19 protein-coding genes are annotated in these 24382 nt (G+C 62.9%); 11 read left to right on the top strand and 8 right to left on the bottom strand.

The genetic code is table 11. The features are described from left to right. The first annotated feature begins 386 nt into the window (after window positions 1–386). The gene (locus ACFQ3C_RS17025; protein WP_380794348.1) at window positions 387–1025 is read left to right on the top strand and encodes a thymidine kinase; all 639 of its coding nucleotides are present in this window, start codon (window positions 387–389) and stop codon (window positions 1023–1025) included. Here the strand turns inward: ACFQ3C_RS17025 and ACFQ3C_RS17030 are convergent. From ACFQ3C_RS17030 to ACFQ3C_RS17055, 6 genes are all read right to left on the bottom strand, one after another. After that, the gene (locus tag ACFQ3C_RS17030; protein ID WP_380794350.1) at window positions 989–2110 is read right to left on the bottom strand and encodes a beta-ketoacyl-ACP synthase III; all 1122 of its coding nucleotides are present in this window, start codon (window positions 2108–2110) and stop codon (window positions 989–991) included. The two genes, ACFQ3C_RS17025 and ACFQ3C_RS17030, sit on opposite strands and share 37 nt — an antisense overlap. A gap of 94 nt (window positions 2111–2204) precedes the next feature. Next, window positions 2205–3158 (bottom strand): 2-hydroxyacid dehydrogenase, encoded by a 954-nt coding sequence (locus tag ACFQ3C_RS17035; protein ID WP_380794353.1) that lies wholly within the window; start codon window positions 3156–3158, stop codon window positions 2205–2207. After that, window positions 3158–3496 carry a tRNA-binding protein gene (locus ACFQ3C_RS17040; protein WP_380794355.1) on the bottom strand — a complete coding sequence of 113 codons (339 nt, stop codon included), beginning with the start codon at window positions 3494–3496 and terminating at the stop codon, window positions 3158–3160. The genes ACFQ3C_RS17035 and ACFQ3C_RS17040 overlap by 1 nt, the downstream gene beginning before the upstream one ends. Then, the gene (proC, locus tag ACFQ3C_RS17045) at window positions 3489–4304 is read right to left on the bottom strand and encodes a pyrroline-5-carboxylate reductase (protein WP_380794358.1); all 816 of its coding nucleotides are present in this window, start codon (window positions 4302–4304) and stop codon (window positions 3489–3491) included. The genes ACFQ3C_RS17040 and proC overlap by 8 nt, the downstream gene beginning before the upstream one ends. Window positions 4305–4342: 38 nt before the next feature. Beyond that, window positions 4343–4843, bottom strand: a complete 501-nt coding sequence (locus ACFQ3C_RS17050) for a type III secretion system chaperone family protein (RefSeq protein ID WP_380794360.1) — start codon at window positions 4841–4843, stop codon at window positions 4343–4345. A gap of 267 nt (window positions 4844–5110) precedes the next feature. Continuing rightward, entirely contained in the window at window positions 5111–6013 is a 903-nt protein-coding gene (locus tag ACFQ3C_RS17055) for a LysR family transcriptional regulator (RefSeq protein WP_380794362.1), read from the bottom strand. A gap of 134 nt (window positions 6014–6147) precedes the next feature. Between ACFQ3C_RS17055 and ACFQ3C_RS17060 the strand changes: the two genes are divergently transcribed. The 3 genes from ACFQ3C_RS17060 (at window position 6148) to ACFQ3C_RS17070 (ending at window position 15401) form a co-directional block, all read left to right on the top strand. Next, entirely contained in the window at window positions 6148–6558 is a 411-nt protein-coding gene (locus ACFQ3C_RS17060) for a DoxX family protein (protein ID WP_380794365.1), read from the top strand. Between the two features lie 141 nt (window positions 6559–6699). Next, window positions 6700–7341, top strand: a complete 642-nt coding sequence (locus ACFQ3C_RS17065; RefSeq protein WP_380794368.1) for an NAD(P)-dependent oxidoreductase — start codon at window positions 6700–6702, stop codon at window positions 7339–7341. 1436 nt (window positions 7342–8777) lie between these two features. Continuing rightward, window positions 8778–15401 (top strand): Hint domain-containing protein, encoded by a 6624-nt coding sequence (locus ACFQ3C_RS17070; protein ID WP_380794370.1) that lies wholly within the window; start codon window positions 8778–8780, stop codon window positions 15399–15401. Between the two features lie 512 nt (window positions 15402–15913). On the opposite strand, the gene ACFQ3C_RS17075 is transcribed toward ACFQ3C_RS17070, so the two are convergent. Then, a complete protein-coding gene (locus tag ACFQ3C_RS17075) occupies window positions 15914–16162 on the bottom strand; it encodes an accessory factor UbiK family protein (RefSeq protein ID WP_380794372.1) in 249 nt (82 codons plus the stop codon). A gap of 98 nt (window positions 16163–16260) precedes the next feature. On the opposite strand from ACFQ3C_RS17075, the gene lgt reads away from it, so the two are divergent. The 5 genes from lgt (at window position 16261) to ACFQ3C_RS17100 (ending at window position 20742) form a co-directional block, all read left to right on the top strand. Beyond that, window positions 16261–17160, top strand: a complete 900-nt coding sequence (lgt, locus tag ACFQ3C_RS17080) for a prolipoprotein diacylglyceryl transferase (RefSeq protein WP_380794375.1) — start codon at window positions 16261–16263, stop codon at window positions 17158–17160. Then, a complete protein-coding gene (locus tag ACFQ3C_RS17085) occupies window positions 17157–18251 on the top strand; it encodes a class I SAM-dependent methyltransferase (protein WP_380794377.1) in 1095 nt (364 codons plus the stop codon). Before lgt ends, ACFQ3C_RS17085 begins: the two co-directional genes overlap by 4 nt. A 6-nt stretch (window positions 18252–18257) precedes the next feature. Next, window positions 18258–19013: a peptidoglycan editing factor PgeF gene (gene pgeF / locus ACFQ3C_RS17090; RefSeq protein ID WP_380794379.1), complete on the top strand. Its 756-nt coding sequence runs from the start codon at window positions 18258–18260 to the stop codon at window positions 19011–19013. Window positions 19014–19304: 291 nt separating this feature from the next. Next, window positions 19305–19454: a hypothetical protein gene (locus ACFQ3C_RS17095; protein WP_380794382.1), complete on the top strand. Its 150-nt coding sequence runs from the start codon at window positions 19305–19307 to the stop codon at window positions 19452–19454. A 334-nt stretch (window positions 19455–19788) separates the two neighbouring features. Continuing rightward, the gene (locus ACFQ3C_RS17100) at window positions 19789–20742 is read left to right on the top strand and encodes a Hint domain-containing protein (RefSeq protein ID WP_380794385.1); all 954 of its coding nucleotides are present in this window, start codon (window positions 19789–19791) and stop codon (window positions 20740–20742) included. Window positions 20743–20796: 54 nt separating this feature from the next. On the opposite strand, the gene ACFQ3C_RS17105 is transcribed toward ACFQ3C_RS17100, so the two are convergent. After that, on the bottom strand, window positions 20797–21297 hold the full coding sequence (locus ACFQ3C_RS17105; RefSeq protein ID WP_068287597.1) for an Lrp/AsnC family transcriptional regulator: 501 nt from the start codon (window positions 21295–21297) through the stop codon (window positions 20797–20799). Window positions 21298–21492: 195 nt separating this feature from the next. Here ACFQ3C_RS17105 and trxB point away from each other — a divergent pair, with 195 nt between their 5' ends. Beyond that, entirely contained in the window at window positions 21493–22437 is a 945-nt protein-coding gene (gene trxB, locus ACFQ3C_RS17110) for a thioredoxin-disulfide reductase (RefSeq protein WP_380794387.1), read from the top strand. Window positions 22438–22615: 178 nt separating this feature from the next. Beyond that, entirely contained in the window at window positions 22616–24322 is a 1707-nt protein-coding gene (locus tag ACFQ3C_RS17115) for a bifunctional sulfate adenylyltransferase/adenylylsulfate kinase (RefSeq protein WP_380794390.1), read from the top strand. The last annotated feature ends 60 nt before the right edge of the window (window positions 24323–24382 follow it).

Here is a 24382-nt window from a genome sequence, read left to right on the forward strand (position 1 = left end):
TTTGAATACTTATAACAAAACGCCGTCCCATGCCCTGGGGCGGCGTTTTGCTGTGTCTTTTCGGCGTCACGAAAATAACATACTTTCGGATACATATTTCTTGTAGCACTTTTTCGACCATAGGTTATTACTGGGGGTCACTGCGAAGTTCGCAGTCTTGACGAGTAGCCTCGATTCTCCATCGGGGTCTGGTTAAGTCCGCCGCATGCCAGCCCAAGGAGAGGGCCAGGGCCAGAAATGGCAGACCATGCGGCGGACTGCGACAGCTTGACTGCGACGCGCCCACTCCTTGCCCCCCATGCGCTTGATCCTCTGCCCTGGATACCCCGCCGCCATCATGACCAAGACGTCTTGCGCTTGACGCAATGGCCGCGCTAGATCGCTGCATGGCGAAGCTCTATTTCAATTTCTCAACCATGAACGCGGGCAAGTCGACCGTGCTGCTGCAGGCCTCGCATAACTATCGCGAGCGCGGCATGCAGACCTATCTGCTGACCGCGCAAGTCGACGGGCGCGCCGGTCACGGGCGCGTTGCATCCCGTATCGGCATTGGCGAGGCTGCGGATACATTCGCCCCGGGCGACAACCTGTTCGACCGGCTGGCCAAAAGGCTGGATCAGGGCGCTGTCGCCTGCGTATTCATCGACGAGGCGCAATTCCTTGAACCCGAACAGGTCTGGGATCTGGCGCGCGCCGTCGATGATCTGGGCGTGCCGGTCATGTGCTACGGGTTGCGCGTCGATTTCAGGGGGGAATTGTTCCCCGGCTCGGCCACGCTGCTGGCGCTGGCGGATGAGCTGCGCGAGGTACGCACGATCTGCCATTGCGGGCGCAAGGCCACGATGGTGGTCCGCAAGGATGCCGCGGGGCGTGCGCTGCGTGACGGGGCGCAGGTGCAGATCGGTGGCAATGAAACCTACCTGAGCCTGTGCCGACGTCACTGGCGCGAGGCGGTGGGCGATCGTCCCCGCAGTGCCGTGGGCGGCGATCAGACCCGCTGGATCAGCACCGACCCCACGGAATAACCCGCGCCAAAGGAACAGATCAGCCCAAGGTCACCGGGTTTCAGATCAGCGGAATGCTTGGCAAAGGCGATGATCGACCCGGCCGAAGAGGTATTGGCGTATTCCTGCAGGATATTCGGCTGCTCGCCCGGTTCGGGATCCCGGCCCAGCACCTTGCGGCCGATGAAGTCATTCATCGTCTTGTTGGCCTGATGCAACCAGAGGCGGCGCAACTGCGAGGGCTGCACGCCTTCGGCTTCGATATGGTGCAGGATATGCTCTGACACCATCGGCACCACTTCCTTGAAGACCTTGCGCCCGTTCTGCATGAACTGCATGTCGCGCCGGTCCGCCACACCGTCAGGCCGCGAGCGGCGCAAAAAGCCGTTGTTGTTGCGGATGTTGTTGGAAAACTGCGTGGCGCAACGCGTGGACAGTATACGGAAATGCGGGCCTTTCGCATCCTCCTGGCGCGTGATCACGGTGGCGGTGCAGACATCGCCAAAGATGAAATGGCAATCGCGGTCGCGCCATTCCAGATGGCCTGAACAGATCTCGGGATTGACGACGATCGCGCAGCGCGCCGAGCCTGCGCGCACCATGTCGGCGGCGGCCTGAATGCCGAAGGTGGCGGACGAACAGGCGACGTTCATGTCGAAGGCAAAGCCCCCCGCACCCAGAAGCTGCTGTATTTCAACGGCAATCGCGGGATATGCGCGTTCCATGTTGCTGGCTGCACAGATGACCAGATCAACATCCGCCCCGGTCAGCCCTGCCATCGACAGGGCCTTGGTGCAGGCGTCCAGCGCCATCTCGGCCATCACGCCCGGTTCTTCATCGCTGCGCTGGCGCAGGACGGGATGCATGACCGCCGGGTCCAGAACCCCGGTCTTGTCCAGCACGTAGCGCTGTTCGATCCCGGATGCCTTGAAAATGAACTCGGACGAGGAATGTTCCTTGGCCTCGACCTCGCCCGCGGCGATCTGGTCCGCGTGTTCGGCATTGAACCGATCCGCATAGGCGTTGAAGGCCACAACCAGTTCGTCATTGGTGATGACCTGCGAGGGTGTGAAAACCCCCGTCCCGCTGATGACCGGCTGATACATGGTGCGCCCCTTCCCTGATGTTGCCCCAGATCACCCCGGCGCATGCAGAAGGTCAAGACCTCATGCCCCGGGATGCATCGGGCTTGACCCTGGGTCAGACAGGGTTCGGCAGGGGCTTTCCCGCGAAATGCGCGGCAAGGTTGTCCAGAACCATCCGCCCCATCGCTTCGCGCACTTCAAGGGTCGAGGTGCCCAGATGCGGCAGCAACGTCACGTTGTCCAGCTTGCGCAGCGCGTCGGGTACCTGGGGTTCGAATTCGTAGACATCCAGACCCGCGCCACCGATCCGGCGCCCTTCGAGGGCGGTGATCAACGCGGCCTCTTCCACCACATCGCCACGGGCGATGTTGACCAGATGGGCATGGGGCTGCATCGCGGCCAGCACATCGGCGTTGATCAGGTGATGCGTCTCGGCACCGCCTGGCGTGGCCACCACAAGGATATCGACCGCAGCCGCCAGGTCATGCAGGCTATCCACCTGGCGCGCCGGGAATTCCACCGTCTTGGGCGAACGGTTGAAGAACAGAACCTCCATCCCGAACCCGAAGTGACAGCGCCGCGCGATGGCCTGCCCGATCCGTCCCATACCGACGATTCCCACCGTCTTGCCGGTCACATGCAGGCCCAGCATCTGCGTGGGATGCCACCCTTCCCATTTGCCCGAACGCACCAGCCGTTCACCCTCGCCCGCGCGCCGCGCGCTCATCAGGATCAGGGTCATCGCCGTATCGGCGGTCGCATCGGTGACGGCACCGGGTGTATTCGTGACCTTCACGCCATGGGCGCGCGCGGCATCGACGTCAATATGGTTGATGCCGACACCGAAATTCGCCAGCAGCTTGCAGCGGGGGCGACCGAATTCGGCAAATATCTCGGCCGAGAACCTGTCTCCCAGCGATGGCATGATCGCATCATAAAGCGCGAGGCCCGAGCGCATCTCGGACGGGGTCATCGGCGCGGTCTTGTCGCGCAATTCCATGTCGAACATCTTCGACGCCGCCTCGAGCACGCTATCGGGCAAGCGGCGGCTGATCAGAACCTTGGGCATCAATGCATCCTTCCACCAAGTGGGACATCCAGATCGGGTGACAGCAGGACGATCCCGCCCTGCGCGTCAGAGACCCCCAGCACCAGCACTTCCGACATGAAGCGGCCGATCTGCCGGGGCGGGAAATTCACCACGGCCATTACCTGTTTGCCCAGCAGCGCATCGGGGCTGTAATGGGCGGTGATCTGGGCCGAGGTCTTCTTTTCCCCGATCTCGTCCCCGAAGTCGATCCAGAGCTTGATCGCGGGCTTGCGCGCCTCGGGATAGGGTTCGGCGCGGATCACGCGGCCAACGCGAATATCCACCTTCAGGAAATCGTCAAAACTGATCTCAGCCACGCGACAGCTCCCTCGACCGGTCGGTGGCGGCCTTGATCGCGCGGCCCAGCAACGCGGGAAACCCGGTTTCAGGGTCCATCAGCACCTCAAGCGCGGCCTGCGTGGTGCCATTGGGGCTGGTCACGTTGATCCGCAGCTGCGCGGGGGTTTCATCAGCCTCTTCGGCCAATGCGCCGGCCCCCGCCACGGTGGCGCGGGCCAGTTGCAGGGCCAGATCGGGGGACAGGCCTTGCGCCTCGCCCGCGGCGGCCATCGTTTCGATCAGGTGAAACACGTAAGCCGGACCCGATCCGGACAGGCCGGTGACGGCATCCATCTGGCCTTCGTTCTCCAGGCGCACCACCTGCCCCACGGCAGACAGAAGCGCCTCGGCCGCGTCCAGACCTTTGGGGCCCGCATGGGCATTGCCGACAATGGCGCTGATGCCGCGCCCCACGGCGGCGGGGGTGTTGGGCATGGCGCGCACGATCGGCGTCAGCGCCCCCAGAACCTCTTCGAACCTTGCGATGGGCGTGCCTGCCGCGACCGAGATGAACAGCGTCTCGCCATTGCCCATGGCCGCCAGGGTCGGCAGGGCCGCCCCCATCATCTGCGGCTTGACCGCGACGATGACGATGGCGGCAGAGCCGGGAAGATCGGCATTGATCTGCACACCGGTCGCACGCAGCCAGTCCGAGGGGTTGGGGTCGATGACCCAGACGCCAGAGGGTGGCAAGCCGCGCGCCAGCCATCCGGCCAGCATGGCCGACCCCATCTTACCACAGCCCAGAAGGACCAGCCCCCTGCGGCCAAGTTCTTGCATATCCATGGAATGTCCCCCTCGGCTGTTCGCGTCGGGGGGCAGTGTTACGCTCGCCCGTAAGCCTCTGCAATGGCGACCTGCAAGGCATCAGCCGGCGACCTGTCGCCCCAGACCACCAGCTGGAAGGCCGGGTAGTAACGCTCGGCGCTCATGACAGCGGCGTTGATCAGCGTGTCGATCTGTTCGGGGCTGGCGACCTGCTCGCCCGACAGGACCAGGCCATAGCGCCAGACCATCAGCTTCTGCTCGGCCCAGAAGGTGAAGGCCCCGGCCCAGCACTGGTCGTTCACGGCATTCAATGTCTCGTAAAGTTGCGGCAATCGCGCCTCGGGCGGCTCCATCTCGAAGGTACAGATCAGGCGCAGGGTCTCGTCATAGCTGGACCAGGCCAGCGTGATCGAATAGGTCCGCCATTGGCCCTCGACCGCCATGGCGATCTGGTCCTGACCGATGCGGTCGAAATCCCAATCGTGATATTCGGCGATATTCTCGACGATATCGATGGGGTGAATGTCGTCCTCTAGGTAATGCTCGGATAGTGCCATGGCGCCACCTCTCTGCCTGTAGCATCGAAGCGCCAAAGCGCCTCAACCGCTAGGTGCCTGCTCTAAGGACGGAGGCTTTTCCCCGCGCCCTTACTAGATATGGTGGTATGACTGGTCCGACCTGTAAAGCAATATTTTGGGGATAACCTCAATAATATGTGGATCAAGCAGTCTGGACCACAGGATCGTGATCAATCCTTTGGCGCTGCGCCCGCCCAGCATCTTTCCGCGCCTTCTGGATTTGCCCGGCTGTCCGCCGTGCAGGGCTCAGCCGGTCTGCCGGGCCGATATGGCCGCCAGCAGGAAACGACCGGCGGGCCCAAGGGCCTTTTCCTTGCGCCGCGCCACGACAATCGTGAAGCTTGGCATCGTATCGGTCGAATCCCATTGTGCAGGTTGCAGAACCACAAGATCACCACGCGCGAGGTCGGCTTCGACCATGGGGCGCGGCATCGACCCCCAGCCTATTCCCTGCCGGATCAGATCGTGGCGCAACCGGACCTCGCTGACGTGCCACTGGTTCACACCGACAACCCCATAGCTGCTTGCATCGCCGGAAGGTCTGGGGTTCGACACGACGATCTGAAGATGGTCCCGCATCGCCTCTTTCGGAAACTGCGGCGGAAGCTTTGCAAGGGGATGGTCCGGCGCCGCCACCGCGACAAAGTCAATCCCGGTGACGCGCCGGCTGTCCAGATCCGGCGCGGGGTTGGGCGACTGCATGAACAGGCCGAGGTCCGCCCGATGTGCTACAAGCTGGTTGGTCGCATCCTGGGGCCGGACGGCGATGATCCGCAATTGCACCATCGGAAACGCGGCGTGGAACTGGCGCAGCGCGGGGGCAATCAGCGATAGCGGCACAAAGGTTTCGACGACAAGGACAAGTTCGGCTTCGACCTCTTGCGCCATGCTTTGTGCCTGCACGCGGAATTCGCCAAGATCCTCCATGATCCGCCGAATGCGCGGCAACAGGGCGCGGCCCTGCTCGGTCAGGGTGGGGCGATAACTGCTGCGGTCAAAAAGCGTGACACCGCATTGATCCTCAAGTTTTTGGACCGCGTAGGTGACGGCCGATTGCGCGCGGCCCAGCCGACGCGCAGCCGCGGCAAAGCTGCCCTCTTCAACGATGGCAAGAAAGACCGCGAATTGATCAAGGGTGATGGCATCCATGACGTTCAGATTATTCGAACATGATCTTCGAAACTATCCCCATTTTTCTGATGACCCATTTCCCTTAGATCGTCTTTGCAGAAGTCCCGTTTCAACATTCCACGAAAGAGAAACCCATGTCCTTTACTACTACAATGCCTTCTGTCTCCAAGGGTGCGAACATCGGCATCTGGACGGCCCAGGTCCTTGGCGCCGGGGCCTTCATCATGGCTGGCGTGATGAAAACCATGACACCGATCCCCGAACTTTCGGCCATGATGCCCTGGGCCGGCGAATATTCCGCGACATTCGTCCGCTCCATGGGCGTGATCGACCTTGCCGGCGGCCTTGGCCTGCTGCTGCCATCGCTGACGCGGATCATGCCGCGCCTGACCGTCATCGCCGCCGCCTGCTGTGTGCTGTTGCAGGTTCTGGCCATTCTGTTCCACGTCTCGCGCGGGGAATTCGTCGTGCTGCCGACAAACGCCGTCTACATCACGCTCGCGCTGATCGTGCTATGGGGACGCGGCCGCAAGGCGCCGATTGCTGCGCGAGGTCAAGCCTGAACAGGGTGCCCCCGAAGCAAGACGTCGCGCCACGCTGAATTGCGAAAGCGCCACCGCACGAAGATCGCAACACTCACAAACATGACCTGAACACAAAGGCGTGCCGGCTTTGTTGCGGCGTCTTATTCAGAAGGAAACAGAATGAAACTCTTGGTATTGGGCGCCAGTGGGCGCACCGGACAATTGATCGTCGAAAAGGGGCTGGCCCGCGGGCATCAGATCACAAGCCTTGTGCGTAATCCCGACAGCCTGCAGGCGCGTCCGGGCCTGGCGGTTCTGAAGGGCACACCAACCGATGCGGCCGCCCTCGCCGCTGCGGCCGAGGGATGCGACGCCATTCTGGTGGCGCTGAACAACCCGCGCAGCTCGGACTTGCCCTGGGCCAAACCGCTGACGACAGAGAAAATCCTGACAAAGGTTGCCGAAAACATCATCGCGCTGGGCGGTCAAAGAGTGGTTTCGCTTTCGGCAGCCGGTGTCGGGGACAGCTTCGAAACCTCTCCCTGGATCATGCGTTTCCTGATCCGGCGGACCAATCTTGGCTACGCCTATGCCGATCACAACAGCGTCGAAAGGGCCTATCGCGGTTCGGATGCGCGCTGGACGCTTGTGCGGGCGATGGGCCTGTCCAACGCCAACAAGGAAAAGCCCCTGATCGTCGGCACCGCCACACAGCCGAAACCGGGCATGATGGTGCGCCGCAGCGCGGTTGCGGACTTCATGCTCGATTGCGTCGAACAGGACAGCCATGTCCGCCAGACGCCGGTGATCTCGGAAAAATGACGCAGACCCGCGGGCGCGGTCGATCGATTGCGCCCGCCGGACCATTTGGCGGCGGATCTGTCGCGTCTGCGCGTGCCGGCCTACATACAATGACAGGCTGACTGACGGGACCGAAACGCGGCTTATCCCTGTCATCACGTTTCCTGATATCGTTATTCCAGGCCGCGCCCCTCGCCGGGGTCGCGGCCCGACGGCGTGGCGCCCCCCGTGCGGCGACTGTTCATCGCGACAAGCCCGCGCCTGCCCAGACCCCTTGCAACGCGGCAGAGATCCGGGCCGTGGCTGCCTTACCAGATTTGGTTCACCTTGCGTCTTGCGATCCGGATCGGGCTGGGGCGCCGCCGCCGTCAGGGCGACCGTTGCGCGCGCGAAAGATCAGACCAAAAGGAACAGTGCTGAAACAGGCCCGCAAGGTGCGGCCAAATCCGAATCGAGACTATGTCCTTTTCGTGAAAACTATCTTCAAATCGTAAACAAAGCCGTCACGTGACATGATGTTTGCGTCAGCGCACCCTCCCTGGCCAGCATTTCTGGCCGCAAAGCTGGAAGGGCGTGGCCTTTGGGTGACGTGAAAAGCTGCTTTTTTATTGAAAATGGCAGATCACTGCGCGCCAAAGTCGTGCTGCGGGATCATTTTTCAGTGTTCTAGCTGCATGTCGCGACATTCCACGTCCATTTTCAGCGCTGATTCAGTCGTGAGCCGTCAGAGCAGGCAAAAAATGCGACGCGAACAGTAGATCAAGGCAAGGGGAAACAGTCGTCAATCGCATTTCACGACAAAAAATCCATCAAACGCCAAGAAAACTAAGGGTTTAACGACAAAAACCGCCATGCCATCCCGTGATGACACCATCGCGTAATGCTGAACGCGACATAGCCATGATTTGTCCGCAATTTCAGTTTACTCATGGTTCCAAGGTGTTTTTGCGCCTTGCGAGACGTCGCCACATTCTTGACCGGCGACGCGGGATCGAAACGACGTGTAAGAGGTGGGGGCCTCTTGTTTCGAATGCCACGCAAGACAGGCGCGGGAGCATCGCTTTTGGTTCTGCTCAAAGGTGGCATTATGTACGAGTACAACGCGAAGATAACCTCGATCACACAGGATCGAGCACCCAGCTGTAGCCTGAAACCATCGGTCAGTTTCGACCTGACCAGATCGGTTTCCGTGGCACCCGGGTCCTTTTCTTGCCTCGGTTGGTCGTAACGTCGGAGTGATCCGGTGTTGTCCAGCCGCTTGAGCTAGAAACCCCACGCCCCTTCCAGAATTTTCCGGCAGCCCAGAAGGGCGCGCCCTCCCCCATGATTTATTGGCCTCTCGACAGGTCATCGCGCGAAAGATTTGTCCCATGACCCCTGTCCTGAAGTTTGCCAACCACATCGCCCGCAGCATCACGCTTTCCGGCCGCACGAACACCAAGACGGAGGTCTAAGACATGGCTATCATCAATATCCCCGTCAGCGGCGGCACGTTCACGGCGAATCCCGGCGACATCTTCAACATCGCAGCGGGTGCGACCGGCAACATCACGATCAACGGCGCGACCAATTTCACGGTCAACATCGCCAGCTCGTTGACGGGTGGCACGACCGACAACCTGCGCTCGATTGTCTTCGGGTCCGGAACCCAGCCGACCGTCAACATCGCCCCCGGGGTCGACTCATCGCCCTATGCGATTGATGCCAACGGCCAGAACCTGACGGTCAATGTCGGCGACGGCGCGACTATCGGTGATATCGACGGCAGCAATCTGGCGTCTACAGGCACGTTCACCGTGGCTGCGGGCAACAACGTCACCGTGCAAGGCTATGTGAACAACCTTGGCCCGGCGGATGCAGATATTTCCTTCGGCAGCGGTGCGAATGTTGCTGAATCCGTCTATGGCACGGCCGGCGGGTCCGCCGTGCTCAGCTTTGGCGATGGAGCGACCATCGGCGGCACCGTCACCGGCGCGACCGGGTCGGCCGCCGACCAGACGTCCAGCATCACCTTCGGCGACGATGCGACGATCACTGGGCAGATCGTCTCGACCCACTTCAACGGCGAGAGAACCGTTGTCATGGGCGACAACGCGAGTGTCGGCAACGCCATCAACCTGGCTTCGGGGTCGTCCACCGCTTCCGCAAACCTGACGATCGGCGACAATGCCGTGGTGCTCGGAAACATCACCGGCACCAACGCCAACACCGACGTTTTCGTCATCGGCAATAATTGGGACCTTGCCAACATCAATATGTCCACGGGTAACGACCAGCTTACCCTTGGCACCATGAGCGCGACTGCGGTCGGGTCTTCGCAGATTGACGGCGGCGGTGCGGCAATTACCGACATCGACGGCCTCAACCTGTTTTTGCGTCCCGATCAGGTCGCAGCCTTTCAGTCCGCCGGATGGACGCAGAACCCAGATGGGTCTTGGTCCCCGTCCAGCTCGGCCCAGATCATTGCCGGAAACCTGGTCGTGCGCGACTTTGAAGAGGCCACGTCGGCCCTGCCCGATGGCGTGGTCGACGGTGAAAACTTCGCCGAGAACATGGGGCTGGGCTACAACGACAACAACGCCCCAACCGATGGCGGCGGTGACCAGATCACCAGCGGCAACGATAGCATCCGTGGCAACGGCGGCAATGACACGATCAACGGAGACGCTGGCAATGACACGATCGACGGCGGCGCCGACAACGACAGCCTGATAGGTGGCGCAGGCAACGACAGCCTCATCGGCGGTGACGGAAACGACGCGCTGCTTGGCGGCGGCGGGAACGACGTGCTTGATGGCGGTACGGGTGCTGACAACCTCCTGGGCGAAGGCGGGTCTGACACGATCACGGGCGGCCTTGGCGCCGACAATATCGACGGCGGCGCGGGCGATGACGACATCATCCTCGGCGCGGGCGACACCGCTCTGGGCGGCGGCGGCGATGACGAGTTCATCCTTGATCCGACCAATACCGACGGCCCCGGCACGATCACCATCGACGGTGGCGCAGATGGCACCTCGGGCGATCCGGCGGGCAACCAGAACGGCAACGCCGGCGACATTCTCGATTTTACCGGCCTGAACAACGTCACGATCGTTTCGGCGCCGGTCGATGACGGCACCGGGTCCTTCTCGGGCGTTGTGACCTACGAGAACGCCCAAGGCGAGACGATCACCGTCGAATTCACGGAAATCGAGGATCTTCGCGGTCTTCTGGACGACATCGTCGACGGCGAGAACAGCGGCGAGGTGATGAACCCGGGCTACAACGACGGCCTTGGCGCGACCAACAGCGGCGGCGACTTCATCGACGGGGCGGATGGTAACAATGACATCATCCTCGGCAACGGCGGCGGCGACACGATCGATGCAGGCCTGGGCAACGACCTGGTCTACGGCGGCTCGGGCAACGACAGCATCGAAGGCAACACCGGGAACGACCAGCTTTACGGCGATTTTTCCGCGACGATCAGCGACGTGGTCGTCGACAACGGCACGGTGCCCGGGAACGACACGATCAGTGGCGGTGCGGGCGACGACATCATCTACGGCGACAGCGGCGAAGGTCCGCGTCTGGCCGTTCGCACGTTTGAATTTGGCGCTGGCAATACGCAGACCTTCGGCGAAGTGACGGCCCAGTGGAGACCTGACGATGTTGGCGGCGACGACGGTGTGTCCTTCCCCGTCTACATTGGTGAGTTGCCCGACAGCTACACCGGGGGCGCGAATCGAAGCGACAACGCCTGGCGCTCTTCTCTGGATAACAATGGTACCGGATCCCAATCTCATTCCTGGGACTTCGGGGGCGAGGATGTCGAAGGGTTCGCCGTGGTCATCGGCGGCATCCAAACCGGCGAGACCGTCAACATTTCGGGCTTCAACGCGGCCGGTGAGCTTGTCACAGCAACGGTCGTTGTGGGGTCTGCCCTGACCCTCGACCCCACGTCCAACGGGGGGTCCTTTGGCGTAACCAATAATGAACCCTTCGGTGCGGGTATCCAGGATCCCGCAACGACCTTCACCTATATGGCCAACGAACCGCTTACGCGTGTCTCGATCACCCATTTTGGCGATAACTCCGTGTGGATCAGCCCCGCCTTTTTCGGCGCGGGTGTCGGCGAAGTGGTCACCGATGGCGAAGGCGGCGATGACCAGATCATCGGTGGCGAAGGCGCTGACACGATGTTCGGTGAAGGCGGGGACGATACGTTCATCGTCTCCTCGGCCGCCGATGGCGCGGGCGATGTGATCGACGGCGGCAACGGCCCCGACCAGAACACCGACAATGACGTGCTTGACCTGCGCGGCGCGGGTCAGGTGACGATCACCGACGCAGCCGATGCCAATGACGCAGGCGCGACGGCCGGCACGGTGACATTCGCCGACGGCTCGACCCTCACATTTGAGGGCATCGAGACGATCCTGACCGATCCGCAGGGCCCCCTGCCGGATGGCGTGGTCGACGGTGAAGAGACCGGCGAGGCCATGATCCTCGGCTATGATGACAGCAACGGTCCGACCGACGGCGGCGGTGACATCATCACCACGGGCGATGACAGCATCGCCGGTAATGGCGGCAATGACTTCATCGATGGCGATGCCGGTAACGACACGATCGACGGTGGTGCGGATAATGACATCATCTTCGGCGGCGCGGGCGATGACAGCATCCTGGGCGGCGACGGCTCCGACACGCTGACAGGCGGGCTTGGCGCCGATGTGCTGGACGGCGGCGCGGGCGATGACGACATCATCCTCGGCGCCGGCGACACCGCACTGGGCGGCGGCGGCGATGACGCGTTCATCCTGGATCCGACCAATACCGACGGCCCCGGCACGATCACCATCGACGGCGGCGCGGACGCCACCTCGGGCGATCCGGCGGGCACCGAGAACGGCGATGCGGGCGATACGCTCGACTTCACCGGGCTGGACAATGTCACGATCGTCTCGCCGCTGGTGGATGACGGCACGGGCTCGTTCTCGGGCACGGTCAGCTACACCAATGCCGAAGGCGAGGTGATCACGGTCACCTTCACCGAGATCGAGAATGTCCTCGGCCTGCCCGATGGCGTGGTCGACGGCGCCGAGACGGGCGAGCTGATGGGTCCCGGCTATGCGGACCCGCAGAACGACCAGATCGACGGTGTCGATGGCCTCGACGACTCGATCCTCGGCAATGGCGGCGATGACACGATCGACGCCGGCGCGGGCAATGACACGATCGACGGTGGCGCGGATAATGACGTGATCACCGGCGGTGCTGGCGACGACAGCATCCTGGGCGGCGACGGCAACGACTCCTTGCTGGGCGGCGACGGCGGCGATGTGCTGGACGGCGGCGCCGGGTCCGACACCCTGGCGGGCGGCGAAGGCACGGATGTGCTGGACGGCGGCGCGGGCGATGATGACATCGCGGTGGGCGGTGCGGATACCGCCACGGGCGGATCCGGCGATGACGTGTTCACGCTGGACGCGACCGATCCTGCCACGGATATCGATGTCACCCTCGACGGGGGCACCGATGCGACCGACGGCAATCCCGACGACGCGGCCAATGGCGATGCGGGCGATGTGCTGGACCTGGGCGACCAGACGGCCAACCTCGACGTGGTGCTGGGGGCCAACCCGGAAAGCGGGACGGTCGACGGTCTGGATGCGGATGGCACGCCGGACATCACCTTCACCGAGATCGAGAGCATCATCACCGGCACCGGCAACGACACGATCGACGGCTCGGCGGCGACCGGCCCGATCGATGTGGCGACCGGCGCGGGCGACGACAGCGTCACCGGCGGCGCGGGCGATGACACGATCGACGCAGGTGCGGGCGATGACGAGGTCATCGGCGGCGCGGGCGATGACAGCATCCTGGGCGGCGACGGCTCCGACACGCTGACAGGCGGCCTTGGCGCCGATGTGCTGGACGGCGGCGCGGGCGATGACGACATCATCCTCGGCGCCGGCGACACCGCACTGGGCGGCGGCGGCGATGACGCGTTCATCCTGGATCCGACCAATACCGACGGCCCCGGCACGATCACCATCGACGGCGGCGCGGATGCGACCTCCGGCGATCCGGCGGGCACCGAGAACGGCGATGCGGGCGATACGCTCGACTTCACCGGGCTGGACAATGTCACGATCGTCTCGCCGCTGGTGGATGACGGCACGGGCTCCTTCTCGGGCACGGTCAGCTACACCAATGCCGAAGGCGAGGTGATCACGGTCACCTTCACCGAGATCGAGAATGTCCTCGGCCTGCCCGATGGCGTGGTCGACGGCGCCGAGACGGGCGAGCTGATGGGTCCCGGCTATGCGGACCCGCAGAACGACCAGATCGACGGTGTCGATGGCCTCGACGACTCGATCCTCGGCAATGGCGGCGATGACACGATCGACGCCGGCGCGGGCAATGACACGATCGACGGTGGCGCGGATAATGACGTGATCACCGGCGGTGCTGGCGACGACAGCATCCTGGGCGGCGACGGCAACGACTCCTTGCTGGGCGGCGACGGCGGCGATGTGCTGGACGGCGGCGCCGGGTCCGACACCCTGGCGGGCGGCGAAGGCACCGACGTGCTCGACGGCGGCGCGGGCGATGATGACATCGCGGTGGGCGGTGCGGATACCGCCACGGGCGGATCCGGCGATGACGTGTTCACGCTGGACGCGACCGATCCTGCCACGGATATCGATGTCACCCTCGACGGGGGCACCGATGCGACCGACGGCAATCCCGACGACGCGGCCAATGGCGATGCGGGCGATGTGCTGGACCTGGGCGACCAGACGGCCAACCTCGACGTGGTGCTGGGGGCCAACCCGGAAAGCGGGACGGTCGACGGTCTGGATGCGGATGGCACGCCGGACATCACCTTCACCGAGATCGAAAGCATCATCACCGGCACCGGCAACGACACGATCGACGGCACGGCGGCGACCGGCCCGATCGATGTGGCGACCGGCGCGGGCGACGACAGCGTCACCGGCGGCGCGGGCGATGACACGATCGACGCGGGTGCGGGCGATGACGAGGTCATCGGCGGCGCGGGCGATGACAGCATCCTGGGCGGCGACGGCAGCGACACGCTGACAGGCGGCCTTGGCGCCGATGTGCTGGACGGCGGCGCGGGCGATGACGACTTCGTTGTGGCGTCGGGTGATATCGTGTCCGGCGGATCGGGCGACGACTACATCACTTTCGACGGGACCGATACCGACGGGCCGGGCACGATCACCATCGATGGTGGTACGGATGCGACCGACGGCAATCCCGACGACACCGCCAATGGCGATGCGGGCGATACGCTTGACGTGACAGGTCTGAACCTGAGCCAGTTCCGGTGGATTACCGGGCCTGTCGATGACGGGACGGGGTCTTTCTCGGGCACTTTCACCTATGAGAACGACCAGGGCGAAACGATCACGGTCAATTTCTCGGAGATCGAGAACCTGATTACGCCACCCTGCTTTACGGCGGGAACCCGCATCAAGACCATGGGTGGCGAGATCGAGGTGCAAGACCTCAAGGTTGGCGACAGGGTCCTGACGCTTGACCATGGGTTCCAGACCATCAAGTGGATCGGCGCGCGGATAGTGGCTGCGGTCGGCAAATTCGCTCCGATCGAATTCGCCGCGGGCACGATCGGCAATACACGCGCCATAAAGGTATCCCCGCAACACCGGATGCTCGTTTCGGGGGCACAGGTCGAGCTATACGTCGACGAGCTTGAGGCGCTGGTTGCAGCCAAACATCTTGTGGATGGCAAGCGGGTTCGCGTTGTCGAAGGCGGCGAGGTGGAATATTTCCACATCCTCTTCGATCAACATGAAATCGTCTATGCCGAGGGGTGTCGGTCGGAAAGCTTCCATCCCGGGGTGCAGGGCGTCAACGGTCTGGATGTTGCGACAAGAGAGGAACTTTATGCTCTCTTCCCGGAACTGGCCGCTTCCGAGTTCAAGAGCTACGGGGATACCTGCCGCGTTTGCCTGAACAAGCGGGAGGCCATGGCGCTTCGTGACTCGGTTCTGCGGTCGCCGGATGAAGCCAACGGAGGGCAGAACCAGGCAGCCTGACACGTCCGCCAATCCGTGGCGCGGTTCAACGGCCGCGCCACAACGGATCCCGCGACAGGCCATGTTCTTGATCGGGACAGAGATTTCTTTTCGATCCCCTGGGTCCATCCATATCGGGAACCCGCAAGGGGGAAGGCTGATCTTCGCCCCGCTGCGAAACATGGGGATCGACAGCGTGCAGGGCTTGGGCCGCGCGCGAAACATGTGGGGCATCGCTTTCTGCGGTGTCTTTGTCGAACCGGAGAACGGCGACAGACAGAACGCCTTGAGGTGTTCACGCCTGCGGATTCTGCGCCTTTGGCCTGGGGGCGGCAGGTCGCTTGAGTTTGTACAGCGTCCGGGCTGCTGACAACTCCCCTGTCAAACCCGGCCGAATCCCGCTTCGCGCTGCACCCGGATATTCAGGCACAGGGCGTGCCGCCTGTTTTCCCCTCGGCGCGATGCGGCGAAACGGCAAACGCGCGCCCTTGTCGGGACGCGCGTCGCGGCGATCGGCCAGCTACCGGAGGGCTTTACTTGGTCTGCTGCGCGTCCAGCGCATCCAGACGGGCCTTGAGGGCCGCGTTTTCCTCGCGCGCTTTTTGCGCCATGGCGCGGACCGCGTCGAATTCCTCGCGCGTCACGAAATCGCGATCCGCCAGCCAGCGGTCGATCATCGACTTCATGGCCGTCTCGGCCTCGTCCTTGGCGCCCTGCGCCACACCCATGGCATTGGTCATCAGTTGCGAGATGTCGTCCAGAATTTTGTTGCGCGTCTGCATTGCGGCTCTCCAGCGTTACCTTTACCTCCCTATATGGGCTGCAACGGGGCGGCCCACAAGGTTGACTTCCCCTACAAGCCAGAGGCAGACAGACGCAGATGCGCGCCATGATCCCTTTCCCCGAGATTTCGCCCGAAATCTTTTCCATCAGCCTTTTCGGGATGGAGTTCGCCCTGCGCTGGTATGCGTTGGCGTATATCCTGGGTATCATCCTGGCCTGGCAGATCACCCTGGCGGCCCTGCGGCGACCGGCGCTCTGGCATGGAAACACACCGCCCATGACCAAGGCCCAGGTCGAAGACCTGCTGACCTGGATCATCATCGGGATCATCGCGGGTGGTCGGCTTGGCTTCGTTCTCTTCTATCAGCCGGGCTACTATCTGGCCAATCCGGCGCAGATCCCGATGGTCTGGCAGGGCGGCATGTCCTTTCATGGCGGGTTCCTGGGTGTTGTCGTGGCGGCCTGGATCTTCGCCTGGCGCCAGAAGGTGCCGCGCCTTGCGGCTGCCGATGCGGTCGCACTTGGCGTGCCGGTGGGGTTGATGCTGGGGCGGCTTGCGAATTTCATCAATGCCGAGCTTTGGGGGCGGCCCACAGACCTGCCCTGGGGCGTGGCCTTTCCGGGCGCTGCCGCGCAGGATTGTGCGGGCGTGGTGGGGCTTTGCGCGCGCCATCCTTCGCAACTTTATCAGGCGGGCCTGGAAGGCGCCGTCCTGCTGGCCCTGATGCTGTGGCTGGCGTTTCGGCGGGATGCGCTGAAGGTGCCGGGCCAGATCACGGGGGTGTTTCTGGCAGGCTATGGCGCCGCACGTTTCGTGGTCGAATATTTCCGGCAGGCCGATGCACAGTTCATCACACCGGACAATCCGCTGGGCCATGTGATCCGGCTGGGCGAGGCAGGTATCACGATGGGGCAGCTTCTGTCGCTGCCGATGCTGGCCGCGGGCCTGGTGCTGATCATGCTGGCGCGGCGGCGGGCAAGGGGCATTGCCGCATGATCGACAAGCCCCATGAGACGAATGCGCTGGGGCGTATCCTGCTTGACCGGATCCGGACACAGGGTCCGCTGACAATCGCACAATACATGGCCGAATGCCTGCTGCATCCCACCTTGGGCTATTACACCACACGCGATCCGCTGGGCGCGTCCGGCGATTTCATTACCGCGCCCGAGATCAGCCAGATGTTCGGCGAAATGATCGGCCTCTGCCTTGCACAGGCCTGGCTTGACCAGGGGCAGCCCACCCCCTTCGCACTGGCCGAGCTGGGACCGGGGCGCGGCACGCTGATGGCCGATATCCTGCGCGTGACCCGCAAGGTGCCGGGGTTTCACGATGCGGCCCACGTGCATCTGGTCGAGGCATCGGACCGGATGCGCGACAGTCAGGCCAGAACGCTGGCGGGCCTTGCGCCAAAAGACCGGATCACCTGGCATGACGGCGTCGACAGCTTGCCGCAGATGCCGCTTTACCTTGTGGCCAACGAGTTTTTCGACGCGCTGCCGATCCGTCAGTTCTTGCGCACTGACGCGGGTTTCTCTGAGATGGTGGTCAGCACGACGATGGACCAGCTGGTGGTCGGGCTGGTCCCTGCCCCGGCAAACCCGGCGCTGCAGGCGCGGCTTGCCGACACGCGCGCGAATGACATCGTCGAGATTTGCGCCGCGGCCCCGGTAATCGCGCAGCAGGTCGGCCAACGTATCGCAGATCATAGTGGGCTTGCCCTGATCGACGACTATGGCGACTGGCGGTCCCTGGGCGATACGCTGCAGGCGATGGGGCGGCAGACATATGCATCTCCCTTCGACAAGCCCGGCGAGGTGGATCTGACAGCCCATGTGGATTTCGAGGCGCTTCTGGCCGATGTCCCTTGCGCCCACAGCCGCCTGACCACCCAAGGCGTGTTCCTGGAACGGCTGGGCATCACGCCCCGCGCGCAGGCGCTGGCCGAACGGTTGACCGGCGCCGCACTTGATGATCACATCGCCGCACATCGGCGCTTGACGCACCCTGGGGAAATGGGGACGCTCTTCAAAGTGGTGGCGCTGTTTCCCAAGGGCGCCCCCCCGCCCCCCGGACTGGATGCCTGAGCCGCTATGACGCTGGAAATCATCACATCAGAGGCGCTGTCGCCACTCAGACACGGGTTCTTTACCCGTCGCGGCGGTGCGTCCTCGGGGGTGTTCCAGGGTCTGAACTGCGGGCCGGGTTCCTCGGATCAGGCCGAAATCGTGGCGATCAACCGTGCGCGCGTCGCCCAAGCGATGGACGTCACGCCGGATCACCTGGTCACCGTTCACCAGGTCCATTCGCCGGACGTGGTGTCCCTGTCCGGCCCGCCGGGCGACAAACCCCGCGCGGACGGGATGGTGACGGCCACGCCGGGGGTGGCACTGGCCATACTGACCGCCGACTGTCAGCCCGTGCTGTTTGCCGACAGGCAGGCCGGGGTCATCGGTGCCGCACATGCCGGTTGGCGGGGCGCGCTGGACGGTGTGCTTGAGGCGACCATCACCGCGATGGAGGGGCTGGGCGCAAGCCGCGACGCCATTCATGCGGTGATCGGACCATCAATCAGCCAGCAAGCCTATGAGGTCGGCCCCGAGTTCTTCGAGGATTTCCTGGCCGAGGACACTGACAACGCCCGCTTCTTTGCCCAGGGCAAAGGCGACAGGATGATGTTCGACCTGCCCGCCTACGGGTTGCACCGCCTGCGCGGTGCCGGGATCGGCCATGCCGAGTGGACACGCCATTGCACCTATTCAGACCCCGAGCGATTCTTTTCCTACCGGCGCACCACCCATGCCGGCGAGGCTGATTACGGCAGACTGATCTCGGTCATCCGCCTGTAATCGGGCAAGAATGCGGCAGCCCCCCGCAGTACTGACCGAAGATGCGGGAAACAATCGCCTTGATTCATCTGGCTTTGTTTCCAATAGAAATTCCAACCAACTGATTTATTTGTATTATTTCAAATCCATCCCTGACAGGCCGCGTTATTCGATACAGAATCCGGCCCGCCACGAGATTGACACGCGATCGGACAAAACAATGCCGCATTGATCCGTCAGATTGTTTCCAGAACTGGCCAAACCTTGATGGCAAGGCCGGACAAGCCGGATCAGAGGACGGAGACAAGACAGATGAAAAACAAGCGCTGGATCAAGTCGGTCCTCGAAACCGCAAAAAGTGTCGAAATGGCCCAAACCTCTTTGCCGTGGCAACGCGGCAAACTGCGCGCAGCAATGATCGTGAAGCGGCGCGCCGCGCCGGCATTGGTCCGCCACGCCTGAACGTTCCTCCTGTGCAAGACAAAGGCCGCCCACCTCCCGGGGCGGCCTTTTTCATGTGCGGCCAGAGTGCGGCAGGACCGGGCACAGGGAATCGGGCGTAGCGCGCAAAGCTGACACAAGTCGAATCAAAATGTGGCGGTTTTGTCCCGACAGCCGAAACAAAAACCTGCACAAACCGGGATTGACGCCTTGCTGCCCTCGATTGTCCTGAATTTTTGACAAAAGTGGCGGAATTCGGTCCTTTCAAATCACTGAAAAAGACATGAAACCAAAGTCCTTTCGGTGTTGTCGGTGGGGGCCGACACGACTGCGACGCCAAATAATGGTGAAGCGCATGGCATTGCACGCCCCCTCGGCCAGGTATCTGGCAACGCACAAGACATCTTCCGGCATCACGCTTGCCCAAGGGGCGATGCCGTCCTGTTCAGCCGCAGCCTCTGTCCTGCAGGAGGCGCGCGACACGCCGGCGGCAAAGCCACCCTGCGAGTCGGCACGCACATCCGCATTCCACAGCCACGTGCCCGCGATGTCCAAGGCCCGTCCCGCGCCGCAACCGCTGCGCGCGGCACCGACGACTGGCGCGATGCCTGCCATGCGCCGCTACGAGGTGAGCGCCCTGGGAAAGAACGGCGACATCGTTCAAAGCGGCCATGTCGCCCCGGCCACGCCCCTGTTCGAATCGGCCTTTTCCGCATTTGCCCGCGGCACACTGCTGACCACGACCGAAGGTCTGTGCGCGATCGAGGATCTTCTGCCCGGCATGCAGATCGAAACAGCCGAGTTCGGAGCAAGGCCCGTCCTGTGGATCGGGTCGATGACGATCCTTCCCGACGCGACCACGGAGGATCCTGACCAGACACGCGTGACCCGCATCATGGCGGATACTTTCGGCATGGGACGCCCCATGGCGGATGTGCTTGCAGGGCCCGGTGCGCGCATGCTGCACAGACCTGCCGCCTTGCGCGAGTTGCAGGGCAAGGGCGCCCGGTCAGGCCAGGTCTTTACGCCGGTGGCGGATTTCGAGGATGGCATGAACGCGATCCGCATCACGCCGCCGCGCCCAGTGACCGTGTATCACCTGTGCCTGGACCGTCACGCGTCGATCAAGGTGTCTGGCCTGGACATGGAAAGCTTCCATCCGGGCCTGGGGCTGGAACAGCGGATCGGGCCCAACACGCTATCGGTGTTCCTGTCGCTGTTCCCGCATATCCGCAGCCTGGACGACTTCGGGCCGCTGGCCTATCCGCGCGCCTCGCTGGCGACGCTGGAAAGCCTGACGGCGGCATAAGGCAAAAGGGCAAGGGCGCCATGAATGGCGCCCTGTCTCATCGTCATCGCGATATCAGGCAGAACGGCTCAAACGGGCTTCCAGCACGTCGAAGGGCACACCGGGTTCGTCCTTGGCGCAGCGGATCACAAGACTGGTCTTGACGCTGGCCACGTTGTCGGCGGCGGTCAGTTGCTCTGTCAGGAAGGACTGGAATGTGCTCAGGTCCGGGGCGACGCATTTCAGGATGAAATCCACTTCGCCGTTCAGCATGTGGCATTCCCGGACCAGGGGCCAGGCGCGACAGCGCGCCTCGAAGGCGGACAGATCCGCCTCGGCCTGGCTTTGCAGGCCGACCATGGCGAAGACCTGCACCTCGAAGCCCAGTTCGCGCGGATCGACCTTGGCGTGATAGCCACGGATATATCCTGCCTCTTCCAATGTGCGGACGCGACGCAGGCAGGGCGGTGCCGAAATGCCGACGCGCTTTGCCAGTTCGACATTGGTCATGCGACCATCTGCCTGCAATTCCGCGAGGATTTTCCGATCAATCGGGTCAAGCCGCGTTCCGGCCATGTTTCTGCTCTCCTTGAGGACGGTTTCTTATAGCATCGCCAGTGGCGCGCGCAATATTCTTTCGCCAATACGCAAGATCGTTTCAACTATGCCCGGCCTGGCAGATCATCCCGATACCAGCTTGGGGCTTTTCGCCCTCGTGTAGCGGGTCTATATGCTGTGCCAACACATGTTTCAAAGACAAAGGTGGCACCCATGGCCGACACGCGACACACGAAGGTTCTCATCATCGGATCGGGGCCTGCAGGTTATACCGCCGGCGTTTATGCCAGCCGCGCCATGTTGCAGCCGATCCTGGTTCAGGGAATCGAACCCGGTGGCCAGCTGACCACCACGACCGAGGTCGAGAACTGGCCCGGCGATACCGAAGTGCAAGGCCCCGACCTGATGGTGCGGATGCAGGATCATGCAAAGGCGATGGGCTGCGAAATCATCGGCGACATCATCGTGTCGCTGGATACAAGCGTGCGGCCCTTCGTGGCCACGGGCGACAGCGGCACGACCTACACGGCCGATGCGGTGATTCTGGCGACGGGCGCGCGCGCGAAATGGTTGGGCCTGCCGTCGGAAGATGCCTACAAGGGTTTCGGTGTGTCCGCCTGCGCGACCTGCGACGGGTTCTTCTACCGCGGTCAGGAAATCGTGGTGATCGGCGGCGGCAATACCGCGGTCGAGGAGGCGCTTTTCCTGACCAACTTCGCCTCGAAAGTCACGCTGATCCATCGGCGCGACAGTTTGCGGGCCGAGAAGATCCTGCAGGAGCGGCTGTTCAAGAACCCCAAGATCGAAACCCTGTGGTTTCATCAGCTGGAAGACGTCCTTGGCGAGGACAATCCCAAAGGCGTCACCGGCGTGCGGGTCAAGCATGTCGAAACCGGCGCCATCACCGAAATCCCCTGCAAGGGCGTGTTCGTGGCCATCGGCCATGCGCCTGCCAATGAACTGGTCAAGGATGTGCTGGAACTGCACAATGGCGGTTACGTCACCGTCAAGCCCGGCAGCACGGAAACATCGATTCCCGGGATCTTCGCTGCGGGCGACCTGACGGACCACAAATACCGCCAGGCCGTGACATCGGCGGGCATGGGCTGCATGGCGGCGCTGGACGCTGAACGCTTCCTGGCCGAACATCAGGAATAATCGTCCAGAGATCAGCAAAAAGGACTCACTTTCGTCCGAAATCATAGTTTGGGACGAAGTTCGCTTGAATTTCGTCCCTTTCAGGCGCTAGACGGCGCTCGATCCCGCGCGGGTTTTGCGCGGGCACCCCGCTTGTCGTTGACCTTGTTCCCGTCTTGTCCGCATTGAAAGTCCTGTCATGTATATCCCCAACCTGGCCCCGATCCCCGAACTTTACGTCTCGTATGAGAGCGCGCAGAAACTCAAGATCGAGGCGGGTCAACTGATAAGCTGGGATCTGACGCCGCGCCAGGTCTGTGACCTGGAACTGCTGATGAACGGCGGTTTCAACCCGCTGAAGGGGTTCCTGACCCAGGAGGATTACGACAGCGTCGTGGACCGGATGCGCCTGGCCGATGGCACGCTGTGGCCGATGCCGATCACACTGGATGTGCCCGAAGGCTTTGCCGAGAAGCTGGAGATCGGGCAGGATATCGCCCTGCGCGATCAGGAAGGCGTGATCCTTGCCACGATGACCGTGACGGACCGCTGGACACCCAACAAGGCGCTCGAGGCGGAAAAGGTCTTTGGCGCGGACGATTCCGCCCATCCGGCCGTGAACTATCTGCACAACACCGCCGGAGCGGTCTATCTGGGCGGGCCGGTCACCGGCATCCAGCAACCCGTGCATTATGATTTCAAGGCGCGCCGCGACACGCCCAACGAATTGCGCGCGCTCTTTCGCAAGCTGGGCTGGCGCAAGGTCGTGGCCTTCCAGACCCGTAACCCGCTGCATCGGGCGCACCAGGAACTGACCTTCCGCGCCGCGCGCGAGGCGCAGGCCAACCTGCTGATCCATCCGGTCGTGGGCATGACCAAGCCGGGCGATGTCGACCACTTCACCCGCGTCCGCTGCTATGAGGCGGTTCTGGATCAGTACCCTTCCGCCACCACGACGATGAGCCTGTTGAACCTCGCGATGCGGATGGCCGGCCCGCGCGAGGCCGTCTGGCACGGGTTGATCCGCAAGAACCACGGCTGCACCCATTTCATCGTGGGCCGCGACCACGCCGGCCCCGGCAAGAACAGCGCGGGCCAGGATTTCTATGGTCCCTATGACGCGCAGACCCTGTTCAAGGAACACGAGGCCGAGATCGGGCTGGAGATGGTCGATTTCAAGCACATGGTCTATGTGCAGGAAAAGGCACAGTATTTCCCGGCCGATGAAGTGCCCGAAGGCTCGACCGTGCTGGATATTTCCGGCACCGAATTGCGCCGCCGCCTGGCCGAAGGGCTGGAAATCCCTGAATGGTTCTCGTTCCCGCAGGTGGTGACCGAACTGCGCCGGACCCGCCCGCCCCGGTCCCGGCAGGGCTTTACCGTGTTCTTCACCGGCTTTTCCGGGTCGGGCAAATCGACCATCGCCAACGCGCTGATGATCAAGCTGATGGAGATGGGCGGCCGCCCCGTCACCCTGCTGGACGGCGATGTCGTGCGCAAGAACCTCAGCTCGGAGCTGGGTTTCAGCAAGGAACACCGCGATCTGAACATCCGCCGGATCGGCTATGTCGCGTCCGAGATCACCAAGAACGGCGGGATCGCCATCTGTGCGCCGATCGCGCCCTATGCCACCACCCGCCGCGCCGTGCGTGAAGATATCGAGCAGTTCGGCGCCTTTCTTGAGGTCCATGTCGCAACCAGCCTGGAGGAATGCGAACGCCGCGACCGCAAGGGTCTCTACAAGTTGGCGCGCGAAGGGAAGATCAAGGAATTCACCGGGATTTCCGATCCCTACGATATTCCCGAGACCCCCGAGCTGCGTCTGGACACCGAAAACGTGGACGTGGACAACTGCGCCCATCAGGTGATCCTGAAGCTGGAAAGCATGGGGCTTATCGCGGTCTGATCCGCGCCCCGTCCTGAAACGCAAAAGGCCGCATCCCCAGGGACGCGGCCTTTTTCAATG

The organism is Seohaeicola saemankumensis (genome assembly GCF_042678485.1).
GTDB lineage: Bacteria > Pseudomonadota > Alphaproteobacteria > Rhodobacterales > Rhodobacteraceae > Seohaeicola > Seohaeicola saemankumensis.